Raw genomic sequence first — 22086 nt, 5'->3', positions numbered from 1 at the left:
TCTTTTCTATAACAACGATTTTTGTTTTACGTTCCAGTATAAACTTTTTACCAAAAATATGGGCAACTGAAAAATCCTACTCATTCTTTTGGGATTACTTATTGACCGGTATAACCATTCCAAATGTAAATTGATAAAAATCTGAGGGGCTCTTTTAACATGTCCACTAAGAACATCAAAACTTCCACCAACATCTTGAAATATAGAAACGTCAAGTTTAGAGAGGTTACGAGCTAACCATTGTTCTTGTTTTGGAAAACCTAATGCAACAAAAAGGAAATCCGGTTTGTGCATATTAATTTCTGCCACAATTGCTTCTTCTTGCATCTCTGTGTAGCCATCCACTGCACCAGAAATTTCAATGTTAGGATAAGTTGATATCACATTCTTTACAGCATCATTTAATATTTCGGGTTTTGCGCCGTAGAAAAAAACACTTTTTTTATTTTCATTTGCATAGTGAAGTAACTTAATCATTAAATCGAATCCTGCAACTCTTTTAGCGATATGGCCACCCGTCAACTTAGAGACTAAAACAATACCTATACCGTCTGGAATTCTATGTGTACTCGAGTCAATAAATTTCACGATATCAGGAAAATGTTTAGACTCTACACAAATTTGAGGATTGATACTAATAATTGACATTTTTTTATTTTTATCCGCGTATTTAGGAATATCTTCTAAAATGTTTTCATAGGTCAAATTATCTACAGGAATCCCCATTATTTGTTCAGTTATCATATATTTGATCAATCCATTCTGTTAATTGACATATTGCCTTCCCTGCGGTGTATTCATTCCATAATTTATTGATTAAATGACTTTCAGAAATGTTATTGGATTGAATCAAGTGAATTAATTCCTCCAAATCTTTAGCAATCATCGGTTTAGCCCAATCACCGAAATCAGACTGAATACCTGTTGTTTTAGAATATTCTTCCATGTCGTAACAATAGAAAACAATCTGTCCTTTAGGATTAGCTATCGTGTATTCAAATACCACAGAAGAATAGTCAGTGATTATACAGTCTGCTACTATAAGAAGATCTTGTAATGAAGATCCCATAAACTCCTGATTTAATAAATCATATTCTGAAAGCTGCTTAATTAAAAACTTATCTCTTGGATGTGGATGAACGAGTATGATCCATTCTTTTTCGAACATTTTTTTTATCTTGGCTATATCCTTGATTGATTTTAAATTCTGATCTCGATAGGTTGGTATATATAATAAAACTTTTTTATTTAATTTTTTTTTGAGGGTAACTATTTTCCTCTCTTGATTATCAGAAAAATAGTAATCTGTTAGCGGATAGCCAAAACAAAGAAGTTTGCCGTCACTTTTAAAACTTTTATGGAAAATATTACCCATTTTATTAGAACTAACGATAAAGTGAGTAAATTTACTATACACTTTTTGATAACGTAAAATATCTTTTTTATTCATTTTTAAAGCGTATAAAGCCTCAATCCCAAATTTTTTGATTGCCCCGTTCGCATGCCATAATTGAACAATGTTTGTGGTTGCTGAAAAGTTGATTCCGCCTAAAAAAGCAAAATAATTATCACATAAAACTATCGTTGCTGTTCTAACAATCGGACTCACCTTTAGAAGTAATGTCGGAAAAGAATCGATATTATAGAGATCGATATTGAGATTAATATACTTTTCCATACTACTCTTCGCATTGTTAGTATAACAAACAATTAGCCTTCCTTCATATTTCTTATATAACTCATCGATAACATATATACTTGTTTCAGGAAAACTGAGTAAAAAAACTACCTTATCATGATTCTTCCTCTTTAATTTAGATGAGAGGCCAACAGAAATCAGATACAGTTCTTTTATCAAACTAATCAAATAATTAACCAAAGAATATTCACCCCTTTATGGAAAATAGGTATCAATTGTTCTTACTATGCAATCCACTTAATTGTCTAATTGCTCAAGGACGGCATAGATTCTATCACACGAATGTTTATCATCATAAGGGAAAATATTTTCTTTCAATGTTTTTTTGTATTGCTTTTCCAAAATATTGAATTTTATCTTTTTTTCTATAAAAGGAATTAGTTCTTTCTTACTGGTGAAAACAGGACCCGGCAATAAATCCTTATTTTCACTTGCGCCTTCACTCACTTCTTCTTTATCTTGGTCGAACTGATAATAGATAACACTTCTTTTTTGCAATGCAAAATCAAGTCCTACACTCGAATAATCTGTAATCAAAATACCATGTTCTTTGAGCAATTCTTGAACATCTTTCGTACCTGCTTCTATAATCTCAATACTTTCAGAAGAAAATAAATGATTATATTTTTGAAAATTATTATGCAAATAAAGACGTACATTCAAATTAAACTTTTTAATTAATGATAGGAATTGATCATCATTTAACAACTCAAAATAATATTGATAAAAATCTGTCTCCATAAATTCTTGGTCAGTCAGAAAGTCTTGTCCCTTCCTCCAAGTAGGCATGATCAACACATTTTTTCTAAGAGAAAAGGATTTAAAAAAGGAATTTCCATTTAGTAAAGAATCAAAACGGGCTAAGCCAGTTACAGCAACTTCGTTTTCTTCATAGGACAATTGTTTCATTACTTGTTGTTTTTCTCTTTCTGAAGAAACCAAAAATTTATCAGTCAGCGAAGGATTTGTCACTTTACTATATACAAAGTCAACATTCTTTATCGCTATAATTCCATGTTGTAAAAAAACTTTTTTCATACTTGATTTCATACGCTCAGTTGACTTCGATAAAAAAGGCAAAGCATAATTAGAAGTATGGGTATGCGCAATATAGCTTGCTTTAAACAACAATTCAATATGCTTTTTACTTTTGAAAATAACAACATTTTCCATAAAAGGTTCTAGGTTTGTTATATCTTTAGAATCTTTAGTAATAATAAAATATGGTTTATATTTAGATTGTTTAGTCATTAAATACTCAAAGAAGAAACGTCCATTATCTTGTGCCTTATGAGGATACTCTGTTATCAGTATGAGCTTTTCATCTTTAGAAACAGGTTGTTGCTCTTTTTTAATAAATATTTCATACTCTTCATTTTTTAAAAAACCTAATTTAGACGAAAACATTCCATGAAGTGTGGGATACCAATTAAATAATACTTTCATATGATCAGAATAGTCCAACCACATTTCTTCGATAGAAACAGTTTTGCATTCAGGGAATTTCAATCGAAACTTATAATCTGTAACCAACAATTGTTCAACTTCTATTCTAACAAAGAAGTCTAAAATCGTAGTATCGAAAGTATCATATATCATATTTGGATGGATATCCTGTAAAATAGATTGAATATCGAAATTAAAACTTGCAATATTTCTATATAGATTATCATTCACTTTATTTATACTTATGCTTTTCATTTCTATTTCACTTAAGATATTCTCTTTTCTATTTTTAATTACCAAAAAATCTTTCGATAATTGAATATATTTTGAATCTAATTTTAATGAAACTTGAATATCTTTATTGTTACCTTTTTCAAGGCTCTGTATTGCCCAATCTTCTAAAAATGCTCTTGCAGAAGGTTCTTGATTCCAAATAAACTTAAGATTATTATCTAGGGTTATGTATAAATAGAGCACTGTATTTTTGACTTCAATCATTAGAGATGAATCTACACTTAGTTCGAAATTTTCAACAGTGATTTCTTTCATTTCACTGCTGTAATAAATTGCTGCACGATCTTCTTGGCCTAATGTTAATAATTCAGCAACGTCATGAGCCGCGATTCTCCATTTATTTTTAGAAACAGATTCAAATTCTTTTTCTTTATTACCTTTAGAAATACGCAGATTGTCCAATATAGTAAACTCAGATTCAATAGTAAAATATTGATCATGTGTACTTAGAAATAATTTTTCCATGTTTATTCTCTTTCTTCAAAAAATTTTATACCTTTAGTCAAAACTAAAAAACAATAAAATAATCCAGTGATTATTCACCGGATTATTTTAGAAAACTTTTCTTTCCTTATGGATAAATCCGGTTCAACAAACGTGGAAACGGAATTGATTCCCGTACATGTTCGATACCTGATAACCAAGTCACTGTCCGTTCTAATCCTAACCCAAAGCCAGTATGCGGCACTGAGCCATATTTACGCAAATCTAAATACCATGAATACTCATTCTCATCTAATCCATGGGCTTGGATCTGTTCTAGGACGTAATCATGATCGATAGCCCGTTCTGAGCCGCCAATGATCTCGCCATACCCTTCAGGTGCGATCATATCCGCGCAAATCACGACGTCTTCTCGTGTTGGATGTGGTTTCATATAAAATGGTTTGATCGCTTTAGGATAGTTCAAAATGAAGACTGGCTGATCAAAGGAATTGGCAATAAACGTTTCATGCGGTGAACCAAAGTCATCTCCCCACTGAATATCTTCAAAGCCATTCTTTTGCAACATCTCCACTGCATCATCATAAGAGATACGTGGGAAAGGCAATTTGGTATATTTTTGCAAGACTTCCCGGTCGCGTCCTAAAACATCTAAAGCGTAATCGCAATTGTCTAAAACACTTTGTACAAGAAATGCCACATATTGTTCTTGAACTTCTAAGCTTTCTTCTTGATGCATAAAGGCCATTTCAGGTTCAATCATCCAAAACTCGATCAAATGACGACGCGTCTTCGATTTTTCTGCTCTAAATGTGGGACCAAATGAGAAGACTTTGCCAAAAGCCATGGCCGCAGCTTCCATGTATAATTGACCAGATTGTGACAAATAGGCTTTTTGGTCAAAATAATTGGTTTCGAATAAATCAGTGGTGCCTTCTGGTGCAGAACCGGTCAAAATCGGCGGATCAATTTTGATAAAGCCGTTTTGATTAAAGAATTCATATGTTGCCCGGATGATTTCATTTCGAATCTGCATAATGGCGTGCTGTTTGGAAGAACGCAGCCATAAATGACGGTGATCCATCAAAAAGTCGGTACCATGTTCTTTGGGCGTGATTGGGTAATCATGACTTTCGCCAACTACTTCAATCCCTGAAATGCCGATTTCATAGCCGAATTTAGAACGGCTGTCTTCACGAATTTCTCCCGTGATCAATACTGCTGTTTCTTGGCTAAGATTTTTTGCCAATTGAAAAACGTCTTCTCCAACTTCGCTTTTGACAACGATCCCTTGGAAATAAGCTGTGCCATCACGTAATTGCAAAAAGGCAATTTTGCCGCTGGAACGCTTGTTGGCGATCCAAGCACCAATTTGGACTGTTTCGCCCACGTGATGTTTTGCATCTAGAATTTGAATAGATTTCACTTGATTCTCTCCTAACTATTATTTAAAGCACCATAAAGCATTTTATACGTTTTGACGCTTGTTTTCAACAAAATCATGGATCCGTTTGGCAGCTTCTGCTAATGTGTCCCAATCTGCCGCATAACTGATTCTTAGATAGTCTGGTGCACCAAAGCCAGCACCGGTAACAACTGCAACATGGGCTTCTACCAGCAATCCTTCTACGAACTCATCAATCGTTTGATAGCCGCATAGGCGAATGGCTTCTTTGACATTCGGAAAAAGGTAAAATGCACCTTGAGGCTTCGTCAATTCAAACCCAGGAATAGCTGCGATCAGTGGATACAAATCATTCAAGCGTTGTTCAAACGCTTGACGCATGACCTCGATAGAGTCTTGATTGCCGGTCAATGCTTCCACGGCTGCATATTGACTGACCGCTGGCGGGTTGCTTGTTGCCTGTGAAGCAATATCGATCATGGCACCGATGATCCTTTGATCCCCTACAGCGAACCCAATGCGCCAGCCTGTCATCGCATAGGTTTTTGACACGCCATTGATAATGATCGTTTGTTTGCGGATGGCATCTGATAAAGTCGCGATTGGTGTAAATTCGTGGCCGTTATACACCAATCGACCATAGATATCATCGGAAATGATCCAGATATCATGTGCAACAGCCCATTCCCCGATGGCCAACAATTCTTCTTTCGTATAAATGGCACCGGTTGGATTGGCAGGTGAATTCAAGATAATGGCTTTGGTTTTGTTTGTCCGCGCTGCTTCTAATTGAGAAACCGTTACTTTGAATCCAGCCTGTTGCGTCGCTTCTACAAATACAGGCGTGCCTTCGGCTAAACGGATCTGCTCAGCATAGCTTACCCAATACGGCACCGGAATGATGACTTCATCTGCTTCATCAAGCAATGCTTGAAAAAGTGTGTATAACGCAAACTTCGCGCCATCAGTCACGATGACTTGGTTTGTATCATAGGACAATCCATAAAATGCTTCGATGTAGTTCGTAATGGCTTTTCTTAGTTCAGGAATGCCAGCTGTCGGTGTATAAAAGCTGACTTTACCCGCTTCGATAGCGTCGATGGCAGCTGCCCGGATATTTTTTGGGGTAAAGAAGTCAGGCTCCCCAACAGTTAAACTTAATACATCGATTCCTTGGTCTTTTAAGGCTTTTGCTTTTGCAGAAGCCGCTAAAGTGACGGATGGTTCTAATTTTTCAGCTCTTTTTGACAGTACCATTTCGATCATCCTTTCTGCGTGCCCTTTTACAAGAATTGTCTCTTACATATTCGTGATCGTGTTGATTTCTTTCCCGTCTTTAAATGCAATCAGAAAATAACTCAACCCGCCCTCACTATCTTTTGTCATGATTTCCCACGCCGGCGTATCTTCATAAAGACCGAGGGTGGCTTTTTGAATCGTTTGATCTGGATGTGCCTCCTGGATGGTCTGTTTGGCTTGGGCCTCTGTCAATCCATCCTCTTGATTATAGACCGTGACCTTATCGCCGCTTTTGGGAATGATCACAACGATTTCTTTTTCATTGTTGTCTTTACCCACAAGGCTAAAAGAAGTTGACTCTCTGGTAAACCAATAGAATTGATCCACTTCTGCTAAGTCCGTATATTCTTCGGCAATATCGATTGCTTCACTTCGTGCTTGCCGCATGGGCCTTGATGCGCGAAGATAAAAAATCGAAGAAAAAATGATCAGCACAAGCAACGTGGTGATCGCGATCAACAAGATGACGACCCGACGCTGTTCTTTGTCTTTTGTTTGCATACTATTTTCTCCTTTTAAATATGCTTTATTATAGCAGACTTTGGTTCTCTTGTTCAAAAAAATGACGAATATCTTCGGTCATTTCACTTGGTGTTGCTTCGATCAACGGCAGTTTTTTGGGTAGTCCATTGACCATTCGTTTGCCATATTTCGTAGACAGCAAACGGCGATCTAAGACGACCATGACACCCGCGTCTTTTTCTGAGCGAATCAAACGACCTAAAGCTTGTCTTAAACGCAATATAGCTTTTGGCAAGGCATCTTCTTTAAACGTATCGATGCCTTGCGCTGTCAAATATTGATGTCGCGCTTTGACCAGCGGATTTTGCGGATTTTCAAATGGCAAGCGGGTAACCACGGCAATTTTAAGCGATTGTCCTGGAAGATCGACCCCTTCCCAGAAACTATTGGTACCAAACAAAAGGCCATTTTCTGCCAACAAAAACTTCTTCAAGATTTTTTCGCGGCTACCGCCGGTTCCTTGTGCGATCAATTCTCTGCCTTGATTCAAGGCTTTCTTGTGCAGTCGGTCATAAACGGCTTTCAACGTGTCATGGGCAGTAAACAAAACCAGTGTTGGCTGTTTTTGCTCAAAGAGGAGCGGTGTTAAGGCCTCGGCAAGAAAATCGGCATATTCATTCGTAGAGGCCTGTTGGATCGAGATCCCTTGTTTGACCACATAAAGCCGGGCTTGTTTTTCATAATCATAAAAAGCCGGGATTGTTTTGACAGGTGTTTCTGGTATCCCAATTTGCTGAGCATAATAAGTTTTGTTGCCAGGGATCCGTAATGTCCCTCCTAGAAAAATAATATGACTGTAGCGTTGATACCAGATACTTTCCGACACCTGTTTTCCTTCTAGATCGGCCAATTCGATCGTGGCTGTTCGTTGATTTGGATGCAGCTTCAACCAATGAACATATCGTGGATGCCAGCTATCCAGCCACGTCGTGACCGTATATGCTTGCCGCTGGAACTGCTCAAAATAGTCGAGTAACCGCGCAATCAGTAAGCGTTGCTGGGCAGTGATGCGTACATGCAGTTCCGTAAAACCATGCTGTAATCGCTGTTGCATCTCAGTAATTTCTTGATAATAAAGGATAAGCTTACGGTACGTTCGATCTTGATCAACATCACTCCTGAACAAATCAGTCCGTTGCAGCACTTGATTTACGTCAGACGCTAGATTGAGGCTGCCAAAAAAATCTTCTTGCGTATCGATCAACACAGCAAGTGCATCGCGATACAGATTGAATAAAGGGAGGATCTGCTGTTCTTGGTCTAGGACATTTGCTGCTTGATCAAACAAACCGTCCTCGTTGAATTGCAAGTATTGCCGCTTAAAGTAGGCCGAGTCAAAGCTGTACTGTGACAATCCTTCAGCTTGACTAGGCAATTGCTGGGCCTCATCGATGAGTAGATAATCGCTTGCTGGCAGCAATGGTTCCCGACGTCTAGTTTCTTGCAATAAGAACGCATGGTTGACGATCAACACATTGCTTTGGGCTGCTTGTTGGTACACATGCCGCAAAAAATCATGGCGATAAAATGCTTGCTTATCTGACAGAAATTCAAGGCCGCGATGGCGAATCTCAGTGAATATAGGATGGTCTAGCCGAACCAAATTCAGTTCATCAAAGTCGCCAGAAATTGTTTTCGTTAACCAAACCAAAATCCCCATTTGGTACTGTGCATACTGTTTTTGATCGACAGGCTGATCTAAAGTAGCCTTAAACCGCTGCAAGTCAATATAATGGCGATGACTTTTGATGACCGTTGCTTGGATAGGTTGATCTAACACCTGATTCACTAGAGGGACATCTTTATCCATGATTTGATTTTGTAAAAGAATCGATGAAGTACTGACGATCATTGGATTATTGGGCGTAGCGAAATAAGCTGCTGGAAATAAATAGCCAATCGTTTTCCCCATGCCTGTTTCTGCTTCTAGAATCAAATTTTTCTCTGTTTGACTATAATGATTGTACACAGCATTCATCAATCGCGCTTGCTGCTTGCGATAGGCCAAATGCGGCCCAAACTGTGCCATCTTTTCGGCTTTCACTTCCGGGTAGGGCTTATGGTAATGGTTGTAGGCAAACATCTTACTCTCTTTTTTACGGAGAACGATTCCATCCACTTCTTCCAGCCCATCAGGCAATGTCGTGGCTGTTTCTTTCAAGACTGCATGGATAAATGCACTCGTCTGCATCCCCATTTGGCCACTCAACAAAGCGATTTGTTTCAACGTTGTCCGCGGCAATTCTTTCATGATGGCTTCAATATACATCAATAAGGCGGCAGTCACTTCTGCGTCGCTATCTGCTTGATGTGGATTTTCATGTATAAAGCCAATACTATCAGCCAAATCACCTAAACGAAAACTACTTTCAGTCGGTAAAAAGACTTGCGCCAACTCCACGGTGTCGATACCTGGAATCGTTAATGCTGGTAAACCGCAACGGACCAGCTCATTACTTAAGAATTGATAATCAAAATAAATATTGTGGGCGACAAAAATCGTATTGCTGAGTAAATTAAAAATAATATCAGCAACATCTTCAAAATAAGGTGCTTGCTTCACTTGTTGATTTGTGATGTGTGTCAAATTTTGAATTTGTCGTGAAATGCGGCGGTCAGGATTGATATCGGTCGCAAAACGATTGATCACTTTGCCATCTTGAACCAATACACAGCCAAACTGAATGATACGATCGACAGCTGCATCCGTCCCCGTGGTTTCAAGATCTACCACAGCATATATGGGTTTCATGGTATAACCTCCTTGCACACTGTTTGCATTATACTACAAAAAGAGAAGGCGATACATTAGTTTTGCAGTCAATCCTGCCTCAAGGAAAAGATTCCTTCGATGCAAGAATAAGCAGCAACAGCCACTGCCTGACGGATGCCTTATTTTCGACAAAATAAGCGGAGTTTCTTATACTTAAAGAAAAGGAGGCGTTCATATGGAAGGCTTTAAGCACAAACGGGTCATCGTGACTGGTGCTGCTTCAGGAATCGGCAAAGCGACGGCAGAGCAATTTATTCAACAAGGTGCGCAGGTGGGGTTGATCGATTTGCATGCGGACGAACTTAGCCAAATCAAAGAATCTTTCGGTGCCCAGGTGTATGTTGAAACAGTGGATGTCACGGACAGTCAAGGATTGCTATCCGCCATCACCAAACTGGCTGATGCAATGGGCGGTTTAGATATATTACACGTCAATGCAGGGATCAATGGAACCTTCACCCCCATCGAAGCGCTGACGATCGATGAATGGGATCAAACGATCAACACCAACCTGCGCAGCACGTTCTTGTCCGTCAAAGCCGCTGTTCCGTTAATGAAAGCCAATGGCGGCAGTATCGTGATCACGAGTTCAGTCAATGGCAACCGCGTCTTCAGCAATTTTGGTGCTTCTGCTTATAGTACTTCTAAAGCAGGACAAGTGGCTTTTGCGAAAATGGCTGCTCTTGAACTTTCGCGCTACAATATCAGAGTCAACGTTATCTGTCCTGGCGCCATTTCGACCAATATCGATGATCGCACGGATGTTGAACCAGCAGTTGCTGATATCGAAATACCGGTTGATTATCCAGAAGGTGCCCGCCCACTGAAACAAGAAACAGGCGTCCCAGAACAAGTAGCCAACCTCGTCTTGTTCTTGTCATCTGAAGCTGCCGGGAATATTTCAGGGACCGAAGTCTATATCGATGGCGCTGAATCTTTGCTATAATCAAAAAACGTTTATCAACCATTGCTGCTGCAGTCTGGTTGATAAACGTTTTTATTTTTCGATCAATGTGGCAATTTCATCTAAAAAGGCCTTTTTCCCATAAAAATCGGCATTTAGCAGTTCAGGAAAGACTGCTTCAAAAAAGTATGAAACCGATGGACGATGACGGAAACTTTTGACCGTTAAGACTGCTTCACGAAACATTTCTTTATATACTTTATCCGGATTGCTTTTGGTGATTTCTTCAAATGATTCGTACAACAGGTCGATTTTATCCGCGATCGCCAGCAATTGGCCCTCTAAGCTATCATCTTTGCCATCTGCCAATCGACGACGGTAGATTGCTTGAAGATCTCGCGGGATCTCTTCTTCGATAAACACATCCGTCATCTTTTCTTCTACAGTAGATAACATCGCCCGCAGCTCTTTGTTGGCGTATTTCACCGGTGTTTTGATATCTCCGATGAAGCGTTCGGTATAATCGTGATTCAGTGCTTTTTCATAGAGGATCTGCCAGTTGACCGTATTGCCAGCTCGTTCTTCGATATCTGCCAACGTTTGCGCAATCATCGTAACGCGAAATGAGTGGGCTGCCACACTATGTTCAGTAAATTTGAAAAAACCAGGTGCACGTTGGATTTTCTCCAAATTGGCCAACCCTAAAATAAATTCATTCAAGCCCATATAAAGTCCCCCCTTTTCAATAGTATAACAAGTCAAAAACGATTCAACAAATAAAAATATGTATAAAAAAAGAGCAGCTAGGCTGCTCTAAATCGACAATTTAAATTAAGCTTTGTTTACGTTAGTTGCTTGAGGTCCGCGTTGTCCGTCTTCGATATCGAAAGTAACTGCTTGGCCTTCTTCTAAAGTTTTGAAGCCTTCGCCTTGGATAGCTGAAAAGTGAACGAATACATCGTTGCCGTTTTCTGCTGTGATAAATCCGAAGCCTTTGTCTGAGTTAAACCATTTCACTGTACCTGTTTCCATAATAAAAATCCTCCTTGTGTATATACACATATTTTGCAATTACTTGTATAAGGTGAAAATGTGGAAGATGTTTAAGATGAAACAAGCTACCATAATTTACCGCAACAAATACTACACTTTGTATTATAGCACACAACAATCGCCTTGACTAATAGAAAATCTAAAAAAATGTAAACGCATTTATTTTTTTAAAATAAAAGGATGACGACCCGAAATCTGGCCGTCATCCCTGCTTTGATTTGCCATTTGATCGCGTCAATAGGCTGAGTCTTTCATTGATCTGTTGGTTTGTTCGTTAATAGCGTAATATCGCCGTTAAGCTTTTTCCGCCTGGTGCATCCTCTTGTTCTAGAATCGACACTTCGCCACCGTTGTCCACTACATCCTTGGCCAGCGTATTCAGGACTTGTCGACGATCATATTCGGTATCAGGATCTTCACCAAATCCATCTGCTAGATTAGATGTCGCAATAAACAGTTGGCCAATACGTCCTTCTTTGGCAGCTGGAATAATATCTACCAATTGATCAATAAATTTGCGATCCAGCAATTTTTCATACGTCGATACTTGATGCTGTGTCAATTCTTCTACAAGTTTATCCACACACACCTGAACTTCTTTCACTGACATTGGCGCTGGTGAAGTCGCCAGATTTGGTGTTGCTTGGAAATAGCTCGTTTTGGCATTCTTTTTGAAAAGGGTTTGATTTTCTGGTAATGCAAAGAGATAAAGCGGCAAATTGTCGTCATTTGGAAAGTCATTCCTGAAGAAAGTATCCACTGCTTGATAATAATTGACATGGTCGATCTCCAACTCTTCATCTTTGGCACTAAACCCATGATAAGCGACGCCTTCTCCGCCTGTATTGGCTCCCCCTTGGGCGCTATAATTAAAATCACCGCCGCCGGAGATTTCTTCACCTAACGCTTTTTCGATCGTTGTGGGTGCCTCTTCAGGCAGTTCAACCTCAGACACCACTTTATTCTCAACTTGATATACTTTCATTGAATCTCGATTTAATGCCAATAAATAAAATGGATCATTGAATTGGGCATTCTTGATGATTGCCAACAAGTATGGTGTCTCGCCAACATAATATTGATCATCGACACGAATACTTAAACGGTGAATCAACACTTCTTCTGGTGTTAAAATCACAGCTGCACTAGTTGTACTACTGCGCCAGAAGGATTGATCCGCCAAAATTTCATCAATTTTCTTTTGAAAAGGTGCCCAATCGTGTTCGGGGTATTTCTTTTCGAAACGTCGTTTTGCTTCTTTGGCAAAATTCTTGAACTTGATTTGGTCCTTTTCAACATTTTGGTGTCCGACATGCGTATTAAGCATAATGGTGACAAATGGTCCGTTGAGCCCTTCAGCTGTAACTTGTGACAAAAAAGATTTCGCAATTTTTACCATTCCACATTACCTCCTACTTTATCGTATACAAATCAAGTGTACCACGCATGATTTTTCTGACAAAATAAAACGATTGCAGCATGATACCCACGATCATCTTAGAGAGAAACCTACCTTTTCTTCTCATTCTTATCTTGCGGGAATACGTATTTACAGGTAAAATAGAACTACTGTGTTCCCTTAGTTAAATGGATATAACAAGTCCCTCCTAAGGATTAGTTGCTGGTTCGATCCCGGCAGGGAACGTTACATAAACATCCATGCGCAGACGTACGCATGGGTGTTTTTTTCTTCAGAAATAATCTTCCAAAACTGGTTTCTCTTTAGGCAGGTTATTTTGGAAAAAAGCATTAACGGCAGAATCCGCCTTCACTTCACCGAAAAATTGACAAGTGTCGATTTCTTGAACCCCAAATAACAATTGCCCGATACGCTGAATTGAAGCAGTCAAACAAGGAAGATCTGTCTTCTCTACTCGTTTGACCACTGGTTTTTGCTGCGCAAAAGAGAGTTCATATACGCCGTTGTTCCATGGCGCGTAGACATCATTTTCGATCTGTAAAGCAATCTTCCCTTCTTTCTTCGTGAAGGGATAAGTTTGTAAAAACAACTCTAAATCAATGATCCTTGTCATCATATCTGGCCTAGAAAGGCTAGCTGGCATAGGCTTTTTGGCAAACGTTTGTAAATGTCTGCTATCATCTCCTACTTGATAATGAATCTTAGCAACTGAATCTCGATGCGAAACGATCAGACGGTTCAGCCCATGAAATGCCTCACCAGTGAGATAGCCCCATTCATCGATCGTAAAGATGCCCTTCTCAATTGAGTAAATCAAGTAACCTTCTGGCGTTCCTGACGCATTGTAATAGACTGCAAAGGTAAATGTTTTGCGCAAGGTGAACTTGATATCTTCCCACCACGCGTCCCGAATAAGTGCCCCTCTTTGATTCTTAAGCTGTTGGTGATAAATTTGATGAATGATCGGTTGGGCCTGCTCCCAGGCTAGTCGTTTGATCGATCCAGCAGTCTTAGGACTATCTGTCCAATCAGAAGACTGAATATCATACACGCTGCGTTCAAAGGTATATTCATACCCATATCTGCGATAAAAAGGGAAGGAGAATGGCGCCAAATAGGAGAGAACAATGTTCTGTTCATAACAGTCCTTAATGATTTCTTGCATGATTTGGTCGATTCTTCCTTGTCCACGATACTCAGGATAAGACGCCACAAATCCGATGCCAGCCATTGGGTAGGCTGTTCCATACAAGTTTACATTGAACAAAGTGGCCATGACTTGACTGGCTAGTTTCCCTTCCGTGTCATATGATCCATAATTCCATGAATGCGCAGCGAGCCTTTGGTAACGGTCAATATTTTTTTCACTCAATTCCCATTGGAATGCGTAGGCTACCAAATCCAATACTTCTTGATCACCAAACGTGGTCATTTTTTTTACATCACACACAAACATCTCTCCTTTTAACACAAAAAAGGCGTCTTAAGACCCCTTTAATATGCTTCTTCCATCATGACAAGCATTTTCTTGAATTGTTTTCGTTTGAAATAGCCCAAAATCGTACCTAAGACCATATCATTCAATTGTTGCATGATGCCAAATGATTTCATCGTTTCAGTATAGATGATTTTGCTGGTTTTCGCATCGATTTCCTGTATTTCATACCGCACCACAAATTCATTTTTTGTTGTTTCTGTTCTGAATTGATAAACTTGATTTTCCACGACTTCACCAATCGAGATCTTGGCGCGGCTGGAAGAGGAAAATTCTTTTACATACTCAAATCCCTCTAATTGTTTTGCTGAGATTGTTTTTCCAGTTGCTTTTCTAATATCAAAAATCACAGAATTGATGACTTGATCGTAAAAAGCCTTAGCGGGAATCGTTAATGTTTTTTCTACTTTCACTCAGATTGCCTCCTGTCTGACTCTTCAGCTTTCTTCTTGCCTTTCATGAACAAAACACTGCCGGCGACGATCAGGGCGATCCCTGTAGTGAAACTGAAAATATCTAACTGCAAATTATTGGGATTCATACTGTACAAAATCACCAATAACCCAATACTACATAAAAACAAGCCGTTTTTTAACATCTTGAACCATCCCATCTTTCATTGGTTGTCATGAAAACAGTATATTTAAACTGCTGCTGCTTGAAAATATAAAACTGTACCCCATGGTTGTGCTTTGATCAGTTCTTTTGCTTTCTTCGCTGCAGCTTCTGTGTCTTTACCTGTCGTTGTGAAGAGTAATTTGATGCCTTGCTTTTCTTTGAATGAGTAACTTAACCCATCTTCGTTGTAGTTTTCTAAAAGCTCTTTGATTGCATCTTGCTGCATTGCGCTTGCGATTGAGATCATAACTTTTCCTCCTGCTGTTTGTTTATAAACAATAAAGGAACTGCCTACTTCACCTGAAGCGATAGCAGTTCCTCAAATTGTTAAAGGGCTATTCGCCTAATTTTGGATCAATTTTATTTGCTGAGATAACGAATGGTGCCCAGATAAAGAGTGTCACCACCATACAAACAAGGGTAACTACTGGTGCGCGCCAGTCAGCACCTGTTGCTAGGAACGATAGCAGCATCGGTGGTACGACCCAAGTCACTTGTTGTGACACTGGTGCAACCAATCCGAAGTATGTTGCTAACCAACCAATTGTTGTTGCAACAAGTGGTGCCACGATAAATGGAATGAACATGATTGCGTTCAATACGATTGGTAACCCAAACATCACAGGTTCGTTGATATTGAAAACACCAGGTCCGATCGATAGTTTCGCTACAGTAAGATAATCAGCACGTTTAGAGAAAATCAAGATTGCGATCAATAGCACGATGGTTCCGCCAGAACCGCCAAACCAGGCAAATGCATCAAATGATCCACGAACCCACATGTATGCTTTACCATCTTCAATTGCTGCTAAGACTGCATTCGTACCAGTTTGACCTTCGTATCCTTTTTGGAAGATATCGATATTGATCAACTGTGCTTGACCCCAAATACCTTCTAATACTGGTGCCAATACGTTTGGCCCATGAATACCAAAGAACCAAAAGATTTGAACAAAAATCGTAACGATCAATACAGCACCCAAGCCTTGTGACAATCCCAAGAATGGTTCTGCGATATATTTTTGCACCAAATCAATGATCAATTGACCATCTGTTAATTTGCCAACAACAAAATTGATGATTGCGATCACATACAAAGCAATCGTTGCCGGTAAAATCGCAGCAAATGCTTTAGATACTGCAGGTGGCACTGAATCAGGCATTTTGATCGTAATATCTGCTAACATCAATTTACAGAAGATAATGACTGAGATTGCACCCATGATCATAACGGTAAAGTAAGCATTTCCGTTCAAGTGATCAAGTTTTAACCAACCCCAACCGCCTGCTGTAAGTGCATCGGCAGTTGCCGACCAACCAGTGCTTGCAGAGCCGGCATTGATTTCATCCATTAAAGCTGCTGGAACTGTCGTTGCAACAGAAGTGCTGTAAGAAAAAGCAATTCCTTGAATCAACGTTGCCACACCGACGATACCACCAGCTAAATCATTCACTCGATAAGCTCTAGCTAAATTATATCCCCATGAAAAAGCAAAAACCAATCCAGCCACTGCTAAGGTACCATTCCAAACAAAGCCATTGATACTAATAATTTCACGAATCACAGGAATAGTGCTTGCATCATAACTTGGCCAAAATTGTGGTGGTAAATCACGAATAATTGCATTGATCATTACGGCGATCGAACCTGCCATCGTAGCAGGCATTGTGCCAATAAAGGCATCACGCAAAGCGACTAAATGTTTCTGGGCGCCGATTTTTGCGGCTACAGGGAGAATGTATCTCTCCATCCAACTTGTTAGTCCATCCATTTTTTTATTTCCTCCTATAAGTCCTATTCGTTAAAGAAGATTTTTTGATTCATCGACAATAACTACTTCTATCCGTTCAAAGATTATTCGTTATTTAGACGTCGATAGACATCAATGATTTCTTTCGCTAAATCGGTAAATGCGATTGATGTCATTAAGTGGTCTTGTGAATGCACTGTTAATAAAGTGACAGTCATGTGATTGCCTTGCGCTTCTTGTGTCAATAGACCTGTTTGAGAATGGTGTGCCTCAACCAATGATGCTTCAGCATCTTTGATTTTCGCATCCGCTAACTCAAAGTTGCCTTCTTTTGCAGCAGCGATTGCTTCCATTGCATCACTTTTGGCATTCCCTCCATACATGATCAATCCCATAATGGCTTCCAAATTTTGCTCATCCATCTTAAAAAATCCTCCTTACACTTCCATACATTTGTTTATTTCATTAAGCTTTCAGCTTGCGCCAAAACTTTTTCGCCATTCATCATGCCATAATCTGCCATGTTGATGACGTCTAAAGGAATTCCTTTAGGTGCCAATTTTTGTTCAAATTGTGCTTTCATGAATCGAACTTGTGGTCCAAGCATCAGCACATCGACTGGTTTAGACTCTAAATGCTGATCGGCTTCTGAAGCTGAGACCGCGAAGATATCTGCTTCCATTCCTTTAGCTTCCGCCGCTTTTTGCATTTTTGTTACGAGTAAACTAGTACTCATTCCTGCTGAACAAACAAGCATAATCGTTTTTTTAGCCATTGTGTAGTTCCTCCTTTCTATTCGTGGTTACACTTAACTATTAAGCAAAAAACGTGCCAAAAAAAAATCGGTTCAAACCTTGTTAAATCAAAGGTCTGAACCAATTCACTTCCTTACACACTTATCAAATTCTCATTACACACTAATATTGTGTGCGGATTCATGATAATTTTTGATTTCATTTTCTAAAAACATTTGTGTCAAATACGCAATTTCATCTTCCGATATTTTGACTTGGTAATTTTTTTCGATCTGCAAAAGATGGGTCCGTAACACATCATTCTCAATACGGTATTTTTTTTGGAATGTCGACAAGTCTTTAAATTGTCTGCCTGGTTCTTTTTTCAGTAAGCTTTCTACCAAAAAGGCTAGATGGATCACCAACCCCGCATCAACAGTCGGTTCAACGATCACATGCAGCTGATTTTGGATCTGATGGACGATCTTTTGCAAACTTTCGATCAAATGATAGACTGAGCCGACATGCGTCAACGTATTTTCTAACGAACGTACGATTTTTTCGATGGGTACTTCATCGGAAACGATTCGTTTCAAGACATTCAGCCGATCATCATCAAAAACATCGTACGCCGAAAAGAAGGGAATATTTTGATAATCGATTTCGACTGTTCCAGCAATCGCTTTGATTTCATATTCCTCTAATAAACCATCGATGTGTTTTTTGAAGGTTTCTTTTTCGATAAATTGCATCTGGATGATTTCAACTTGGGCCTGGTCAACCACCGGGAAAATCCGTTGATACAGCTTGGCTGCGACGCCTTCGCCAGTAAAACACGTGACGATCACAGCTTTTTTGCTTCCTTTTGCCTCGTGCACGGTTCTAAATTGTTCTTGAACAATGGTTTCAAAAGAACGCTGGATGTTTTGATAAATGTCTTCTAGACTTCGTCCGCTGTCGGCCATTCGTAAAGCTTCAAGAACGATCATGGTGCTGGTCATCGAGATTGCTTTGGTACGAATGCCGGTTTCTTCAAAGATCAGATTTGCAAAAGAATTCAATGATCCCATATCTGTTAATAACAGCAAGCCATTATCCAGCTGCTCTTTATGTTCTTTTACGTAAGTCAGTAAATGATCATACATGTGGCCAACGGACATATCCAACGACATATTCATGGCCTGACCGTTTTTGGTCCCCAATAATTCTTGGGCTGCAGCTAGCATACTGCTGGCAGTAGCTGTTCCGTGCATCAGCACAATGATCTCAATTTTTTCTAATGGCAAATCCGCCGCTTGCTTGACTTGAATAGCTAAGAACATACTGATAAACCCAATCTCATCAAAAGGAATCTCTACGTGCTGCTCTTCTTCAATGATTGTAGAGAGATCCATAGCGACTTGAAACTCTGATTTAAGGTTCTTGCGCACTGTATTCAAGTCGGGATGGACGATCATATGTCCATCTTTGACCCGCTCCAATGTGCTTTGCACATGCAATGCAAAAGCAAAACGGGCTTTTTCACTGTAACTGCGGGACAATTCTTGTTCTGCGATATCATATAGACGATTGGCCAAGCGCCAAATATCTTCAGGAATCAATTCTTTATGCACTGGGTGTTGGGTCAATTCTTCGACATATTTTTCAAAGTAGAGATCGACATCCTTGGAAATCAAATTTTCTAAATCAATATTTTCGACACCTGTTTCGATCAGAGAACTGACTTTTTCTTCGATTTCATTATATACTTGCATATTTCTTTGCGGATCATGGGACCAGACGATGTCTTGATCACCTGGCTCAAAACATAAGAAATCACCTTTTCCTTCTAGAAAGCGATCCAAACGCTCGGAGAGTTCTTTGATTTTTAATAAGCCTTTTTGCACTTGCAAAGAGCAGTCTTCCTTGCGAATCAGCAAATTCTTTTTGCCATACGTCCGATAATGCAGAAAAGCCTTGGCGCATACCAGTTTTAGATCACGTTTGATTTGACCGATATTGCCTTCTGCATCATAAAGCATAAATGCCAAAATCGCATCCCGTTCGACATCGATCCGCTGATTCAAACGTGTCGCTTCTTGTTTGATAAATAAAGAGATGATCTCGTAGCGTTCGTCTAAAGAGCGACTTTCCACGTTGGGCAATGTGATCGCCATTGGGATCCGTCGATTGAAGGTCGTTAAAAAATTGGTGGAAGATTCCGTGGTCGCCCCAATGATTTGAACAGCAGCTTCATAGACTTGATTGCTTTCTCCTAATGGACGATACACACCTTTATCAATAAAGGTAAACAGCATTTCTTGCCCTTCTGGGGGTAAACGATGGATCTCATCTAAGAATAAAATGCCGCCATCTGCTTTAGCCATCAAACCTGGACTGTCTTCAGCTGCTCCAGTATAGGCACCTTTTTTGATACCAAAAATATGACCAAACAACAATTGCGGATTTTGTGCGTAGTCTGCACAGTTGAAGGAGACAAAGGGGGCATCTTTTTTCAGCATCTTTGATTCAACTGCAAAATGATACATACATTCTGCAAACATCGACTTCCCGGTCCCGGTTTCTCCGAAGATGATGGTATGCAACCCTCTAGGTGGATACAAAATGGCTGCTTTCGCTTGTTGGATGCTGACTTTTAAAGAAGCTTGAACCCCAACCAAACTTTCAAAACTGACTTCTGAAGAAATATCGACATGGACTGTTTCTTCTAATGGTTCATAGACCACAGGTCGGCCTGCGCGTTTGCCGATTTTATTTTCTTTGAATAATTCACTGAGATAACGGCTAGCATTGCTGCGATCGATTTGCAGGATATTCGCTACATCAACTGCAGTCAATCCTTGTTTATGCAGTTCAATCGCTTGAAATATCTCTTCTTTTCGAGAGTTCATTCAACAGCCTCCTCATATTACACACTATTTTTTCCACTTTTAATGGTAACACAAAAAGACGCTCAATGGCGTCTTTTCCCTTTGTCTTTTTGGTTTTTTTGTTTCTTTTTGGTTTTTTTTGCGGGAGTGTGTAACTTTTCAGGTGTTTTCACGGAAGTTTTCTGCACAGTTTTAACTTTCACCTTGCTTACTGGGTCCGGCGTGCTGATCGGTGCTTCAGTGTGTAACGCACCACCATGAAGATAAACTTCTTGCAATGAGATCTCCAGCTGCTTCGCGATTTTCTTCAAATCTTTGACGGCATGTTCTTGAAGGATCGTGACCACTGTTCCTTCTTTGCCCATCCGTCCCACACGGCCGGCACGGTGAAGATACGATTCTTTGTCTAAAGGCACCTCAGTATTGATCACATACGGCAGCTCATAGATGTCTAAGCCTCGGGCAGCAACATCCGTCGTCAACAACTGACGGATTTTTCCTTGTCTAAAGCTTTCCAGCGCACCACGACGGGCTAATTTATTTTGATCAGAGGCCAATGTTGCCACGGGTAATCCATGATATAGCAGTTTTTCTTCGGCATTCCCCATCGCACTCAATTCGTTAAAAAAGACCAAGCCGCGAAAATCCGGTAAGTGCGCCAGACGTCTTAAAGCATCTACGATTTTCCGTTGTGGATAGACCAAATAATAATGGTGGATCATTCCTTTGCTTTGATCGTCGGCCGTCACATCAACGAGCAATGGTGTGCCATCAACTAGAGGCTGAATCTCTTTGATTACTTCATTGGCGGTCGCCGAAAAGAAACAGCGTTGTGCTTGTTTTGTTAAAGTCTGATTGATTTTGGCCGCTAAACCAAGCTGTCCTTCTTTTAATAATTGATCAACTTCATCTAGAACCAGCATGTCGATTTGTTGGCTTTTGATTTTTTTTGCTTTAATCAATTCTAGGACGCGGCCAGGTGTCCCCACCAATACTTCAGGCTTTGCTTTCAACTTCTCCACTTGGCGTTTGGTGTTGGCTCCACCAATCAGCGGCTGAACAGCCAAACCAATTGCTTGCCCCCATATGCGTGCCACTTCAGTCACTTGCATCGCAAGTTCTTGCGAAGAAGTCAAAATCAATAGTTGATTGCCTTCCTTTGGTTTTACTTTGCCTAAAAGCGGCAAAAGATAAGCCAATGTTTTTCCAGAACCTGTTGGCGATACACCAATCAGTGATTGTCCTTGTGCTAATGGTTCATAGACTTTATCTTGGATCAGTGAAGGCGCGCTGAATCCAGCATCTTGCCAAAGTTTCTGCCAGGCAGCTGGCCATGTTGTATATTTAAATTCTGTCATT

The 22086-nt window shown here is 39.7% G+C and carries 20 protein-coding genes and 1 tRNA gene; 2 read left to right on the top strand and 19 right to left on the bottom strand.

Features of this window, described 5'->3' with window-relative positions; all coding sequences use genetic code 11:
* Positions 1-6: 6 nt before the first annotated feature.
* The 7 genes from ACYVRS_RS08530 to ACYVRS_RS08500 form a co-directional block, all read right to left on the bottom strand.
* Positions 7-744 (bottom strand): WecB/TagA/CpsF family glycosyltransferase, encoded by a 738-nt coding sequence (locus ACYVRS_RS08530; RefSeq protein WP_313538175.1) that lies wholly within the window; start codon positions 742-744, stop codon positions 7-9.
* Positions 734-1879 carry a CDP-glycerol glycerophosphotransferase family protein gene (locus tag ACYVRS_RS08525; RefSeq protein ID WP_313538173.1) on the bottom strand — a complete coding sequence of 382 codons (1146 nt, stop codon included), beginning with the start codon at positions 1877-1879 and terminating at the stop codon, positions 734-736. Before ACYVRS_RS08525 ends, ACYVRS_RS08530 begins: the two co-directional genes overlap by 11 nt.
* A gap of 57 nt (positions 1880-1936) precedes the next feature.
* On the bottom strand, positions 1937-3904 hold the full coding sequence (locus ACYVRS_RS08520) for a CDP-glycerol glycerophosphotransferase family protein (RefSeq protein ID WP_461203152.1): 1968 nt from the start codon (positions 3902-3904) through the stop codon (positions 1937-1939).
* Between the two features lie 106 nt (positions 3905-4010).
* A complete protein-coding gene (gene asnS / locus ACYVRS_RS08515) occupies positions 4011-5309 on the bottom strand; it encodes an asparagine--tRNA ligase (RefSeq protein ID WP_313538169.1) in 1299 nt (432 codons plus the stop codon).
* Positions 5310-5351: 42 nt separating this feature from the next.
* The gene (locus tag ACYVRS_RS08510; RefSeq protein WP_461203151.1) at positions 5352-6545 is read right to left on the bottom strand and encodes a pyridoxal phosphate-dependent aminotransferase; all 1194 of its coding nucleotides are present in this window, start codon (positions 6543-6545) and stop codon (positions 5352-5354) included.
* A gap of 42 nt (positions 6546-6587) precedes the next feature.
* Positions 6588-7088, bottom strand: coding sequence for a cell wall elongation regulator TseB-like domain-containing protein (locus tag ACYVRS_RS08505; RefSeq protein ID WP_313538165.1), 501 nt, complete (start codon positions 7086-7088; stop codon positions 6588-6590).
* 28 nt (positions 7089-7116) lie between these two features.
* Entirely contained in the window at positions 7117-9861 is a 2745-nt protein-coding gene (locus tag ACYVRS_RS08500; protein ID WP_461203150.1) for a helicase C-terminal domain-containing protein, read from the bottom strand.
* Between the two features lie 196 nt (positions 9862-10057).
* Between ACYVRS_RS08500 and ACYVRS_RS08495 the strand changes: the two genes are divergently transcribed.
* A complete protein-coding gene (locus tag ACYVRS_RS08495; protein ID WP_313538161.1) occupies positions 10058-10828 on the top strand; it encodes an SDR family oxidoreductase in 771 nt (256 codons plus the stop codon).
* 51 nt (positions 10829-10879) lie between these two features.
* On the opposite strand, the gene ACYVRS_RS08490 is transcribed toward ACYVRS_RS08495, so the two are convergent.
* The 3 genes from ACYVRS_RS08490 to ACYVRS_RS08480 form a co-directional block, all read right to left on the bottom strand.
* Entirely contained in the window at positions 10880-11512 is a 633-nt protein-coding gene (locus tag ACYVRS_RS08490) for a YfbR-like 5'-deoxynucleotidase (protein ID WP_054116528.1), read from the bottom strand.
* A gap of 105 nt (positions 11513-11617) precedes the next feature.
* Positions 11618-11818 carry a cold-shock protein gene (locus ACYVRS_RS08485; protein ID WP_003126918.1) on the bottom strand — a complete coding sequence of 67 codons (201 nt, stop codon included), beginning with the start codon at positions 11816-11818 and terminating at the stop codon, positions 11618-11620.
* Between the two features lie 295 nt (positions 11819-12113).
* Complete coding sequence (locus tag ACYVRS_RS08480; protein ID WP_461203149.1) at positions 12114-13238, bottom strand: baeRF6 domain-containing protein; 1125 nt, start codon at positions 13236-13238, stop codon at positions 12114-12116.
* Between the two features lie 174 nt (positions 13239-13412).
* Between ACYVRS_RS08480 and ACYVRS_RS08475 the strand changes: the two genes are divergently transcribed.
* Positions 13413-13484 (top strand) — tRNA-Arg (locus ACYVRS_RS08475).
* A 46-nt stretch (positions 13485-13530) separates the two neighbouring features.
* Here ACYVRS_RS08475 and ACYVRS_RS08470 read toward each other — a convergent pair.
* The 9 genes from ACYVRS_RS08470 to ACYVRS_RS08430 form a co-directional block, all read right to left on the bottom strand.
* Positions 13531-14715, bottom strand: a complete 1185-nt coding sequence (locus tag ACYVRS_RS08470; protein ID WP_461203288.1) for a GNAT family N-acetyltransferase — start codon at positions 14713-14715, stop codon at positions 13531-13533.
* A 38-nt stretch (positions 14716-14753) separates the two neighbouring features.
* Entirely contained in the window at positions 14754-15167 is a 414-nt protein-coding gene (locus ACYVRS_RS08465) for a DUF3284 domain-containing protein (RefSeq protein ID WP_054116525.1), read from the bottom strand.
* Entirely contained in the window at positions 15164-15352 is a 189-nt protein-coding gene (locus ACYVRS_RS08460; protein WP_313508559.1) for a DUF3188 domain-containing protein, read from the bottom strand. The genes ACYVRS_RS08465 and ACYVRS_RS08460 overlap by 4 nt, the downstream gene beginning before the upstream one ends.
* Before the next feature lie 45 nt (positions 15353-15397).
* The gene (locus ACYVRS_RS08455) at positions 15398-15619 is read right to left on the bottom strand and encodes a hypothetical protein (protein WP_313538157.1); all 222 of its coding nucleotides are present in this window, start codon (positions 15617-15619) and stop codon (positions 15398-15400) included.
* An 88-nt stretch (positions 15620-15707) separates the two neighbouring features.
* A complete protein-coding gene (locus tag ACYVRS_RS08450; protein ID WP_396170218.1) occupies positions 15708-17123 on the bottom strand; it encodes a PTS sugar transporter subunit IIC in 1416 nt (471 codons plus the stop codon).
* A 104-nt stretch (positions 17124-17227) separates the two neighbouring features.
* Positions 17228-17545 (bottom strand): PTS lactose/cellobiose transporter subunit IIA, encoded by a 318-nt coding sequence (locus ACYVRS_RS08445; protein ID WP_054116521.1) that lies wholly within the window; start codon positions 17543-17545, stop codon positions 17228-17230.
* Between the two features lie 35 nt (positions 17546-17580).
* Positions 17581-17898, bottom strand: a complete 318-nt coding sequence (locus ACYVRS_RS08440) for a PTS sugar transporter subunit IIB (protein WP_054116520.1) — start codon at positions 17896-17898, stop codon at positions 17581-17583.
* Between the two features lie 135 nt (positions 17899-18033).
* Complete coding sequence (locus ACYVRS_RS08435) at positions 18034-20748, bottom strand: sigma-54-dependent transcriptional regulator (RefSeq protein WP_461203148.1); 2715 nt, start codon at positions 20746-20748, stop codon at positions 18034-18036.
* Positions 20749-20810: 62 nt separating this feature from the next.
* Positions 20811-22085 carry a DEAD/DEAH box helicase gene (locus ACYVRS_RS08430; RefSeq protein WP_313538150.1) on the bottom strand — a complete coding sequence of 425 codons (1275 nt, stop codon included), beginning with the start codon at positions 22083-22085 and terminating at the stop codon, positions 20811-20813.
* Position 22086: the final 1 nt, after the last annotated feature.

The organism is Enterococcus salsurae, from assembly GCF_054784955.1.
The sequence above is the reverse complement of the archived record's forward strand: the minus strand, read 5'-3'. Positions and strand labels throughout refer to the sequence as shown.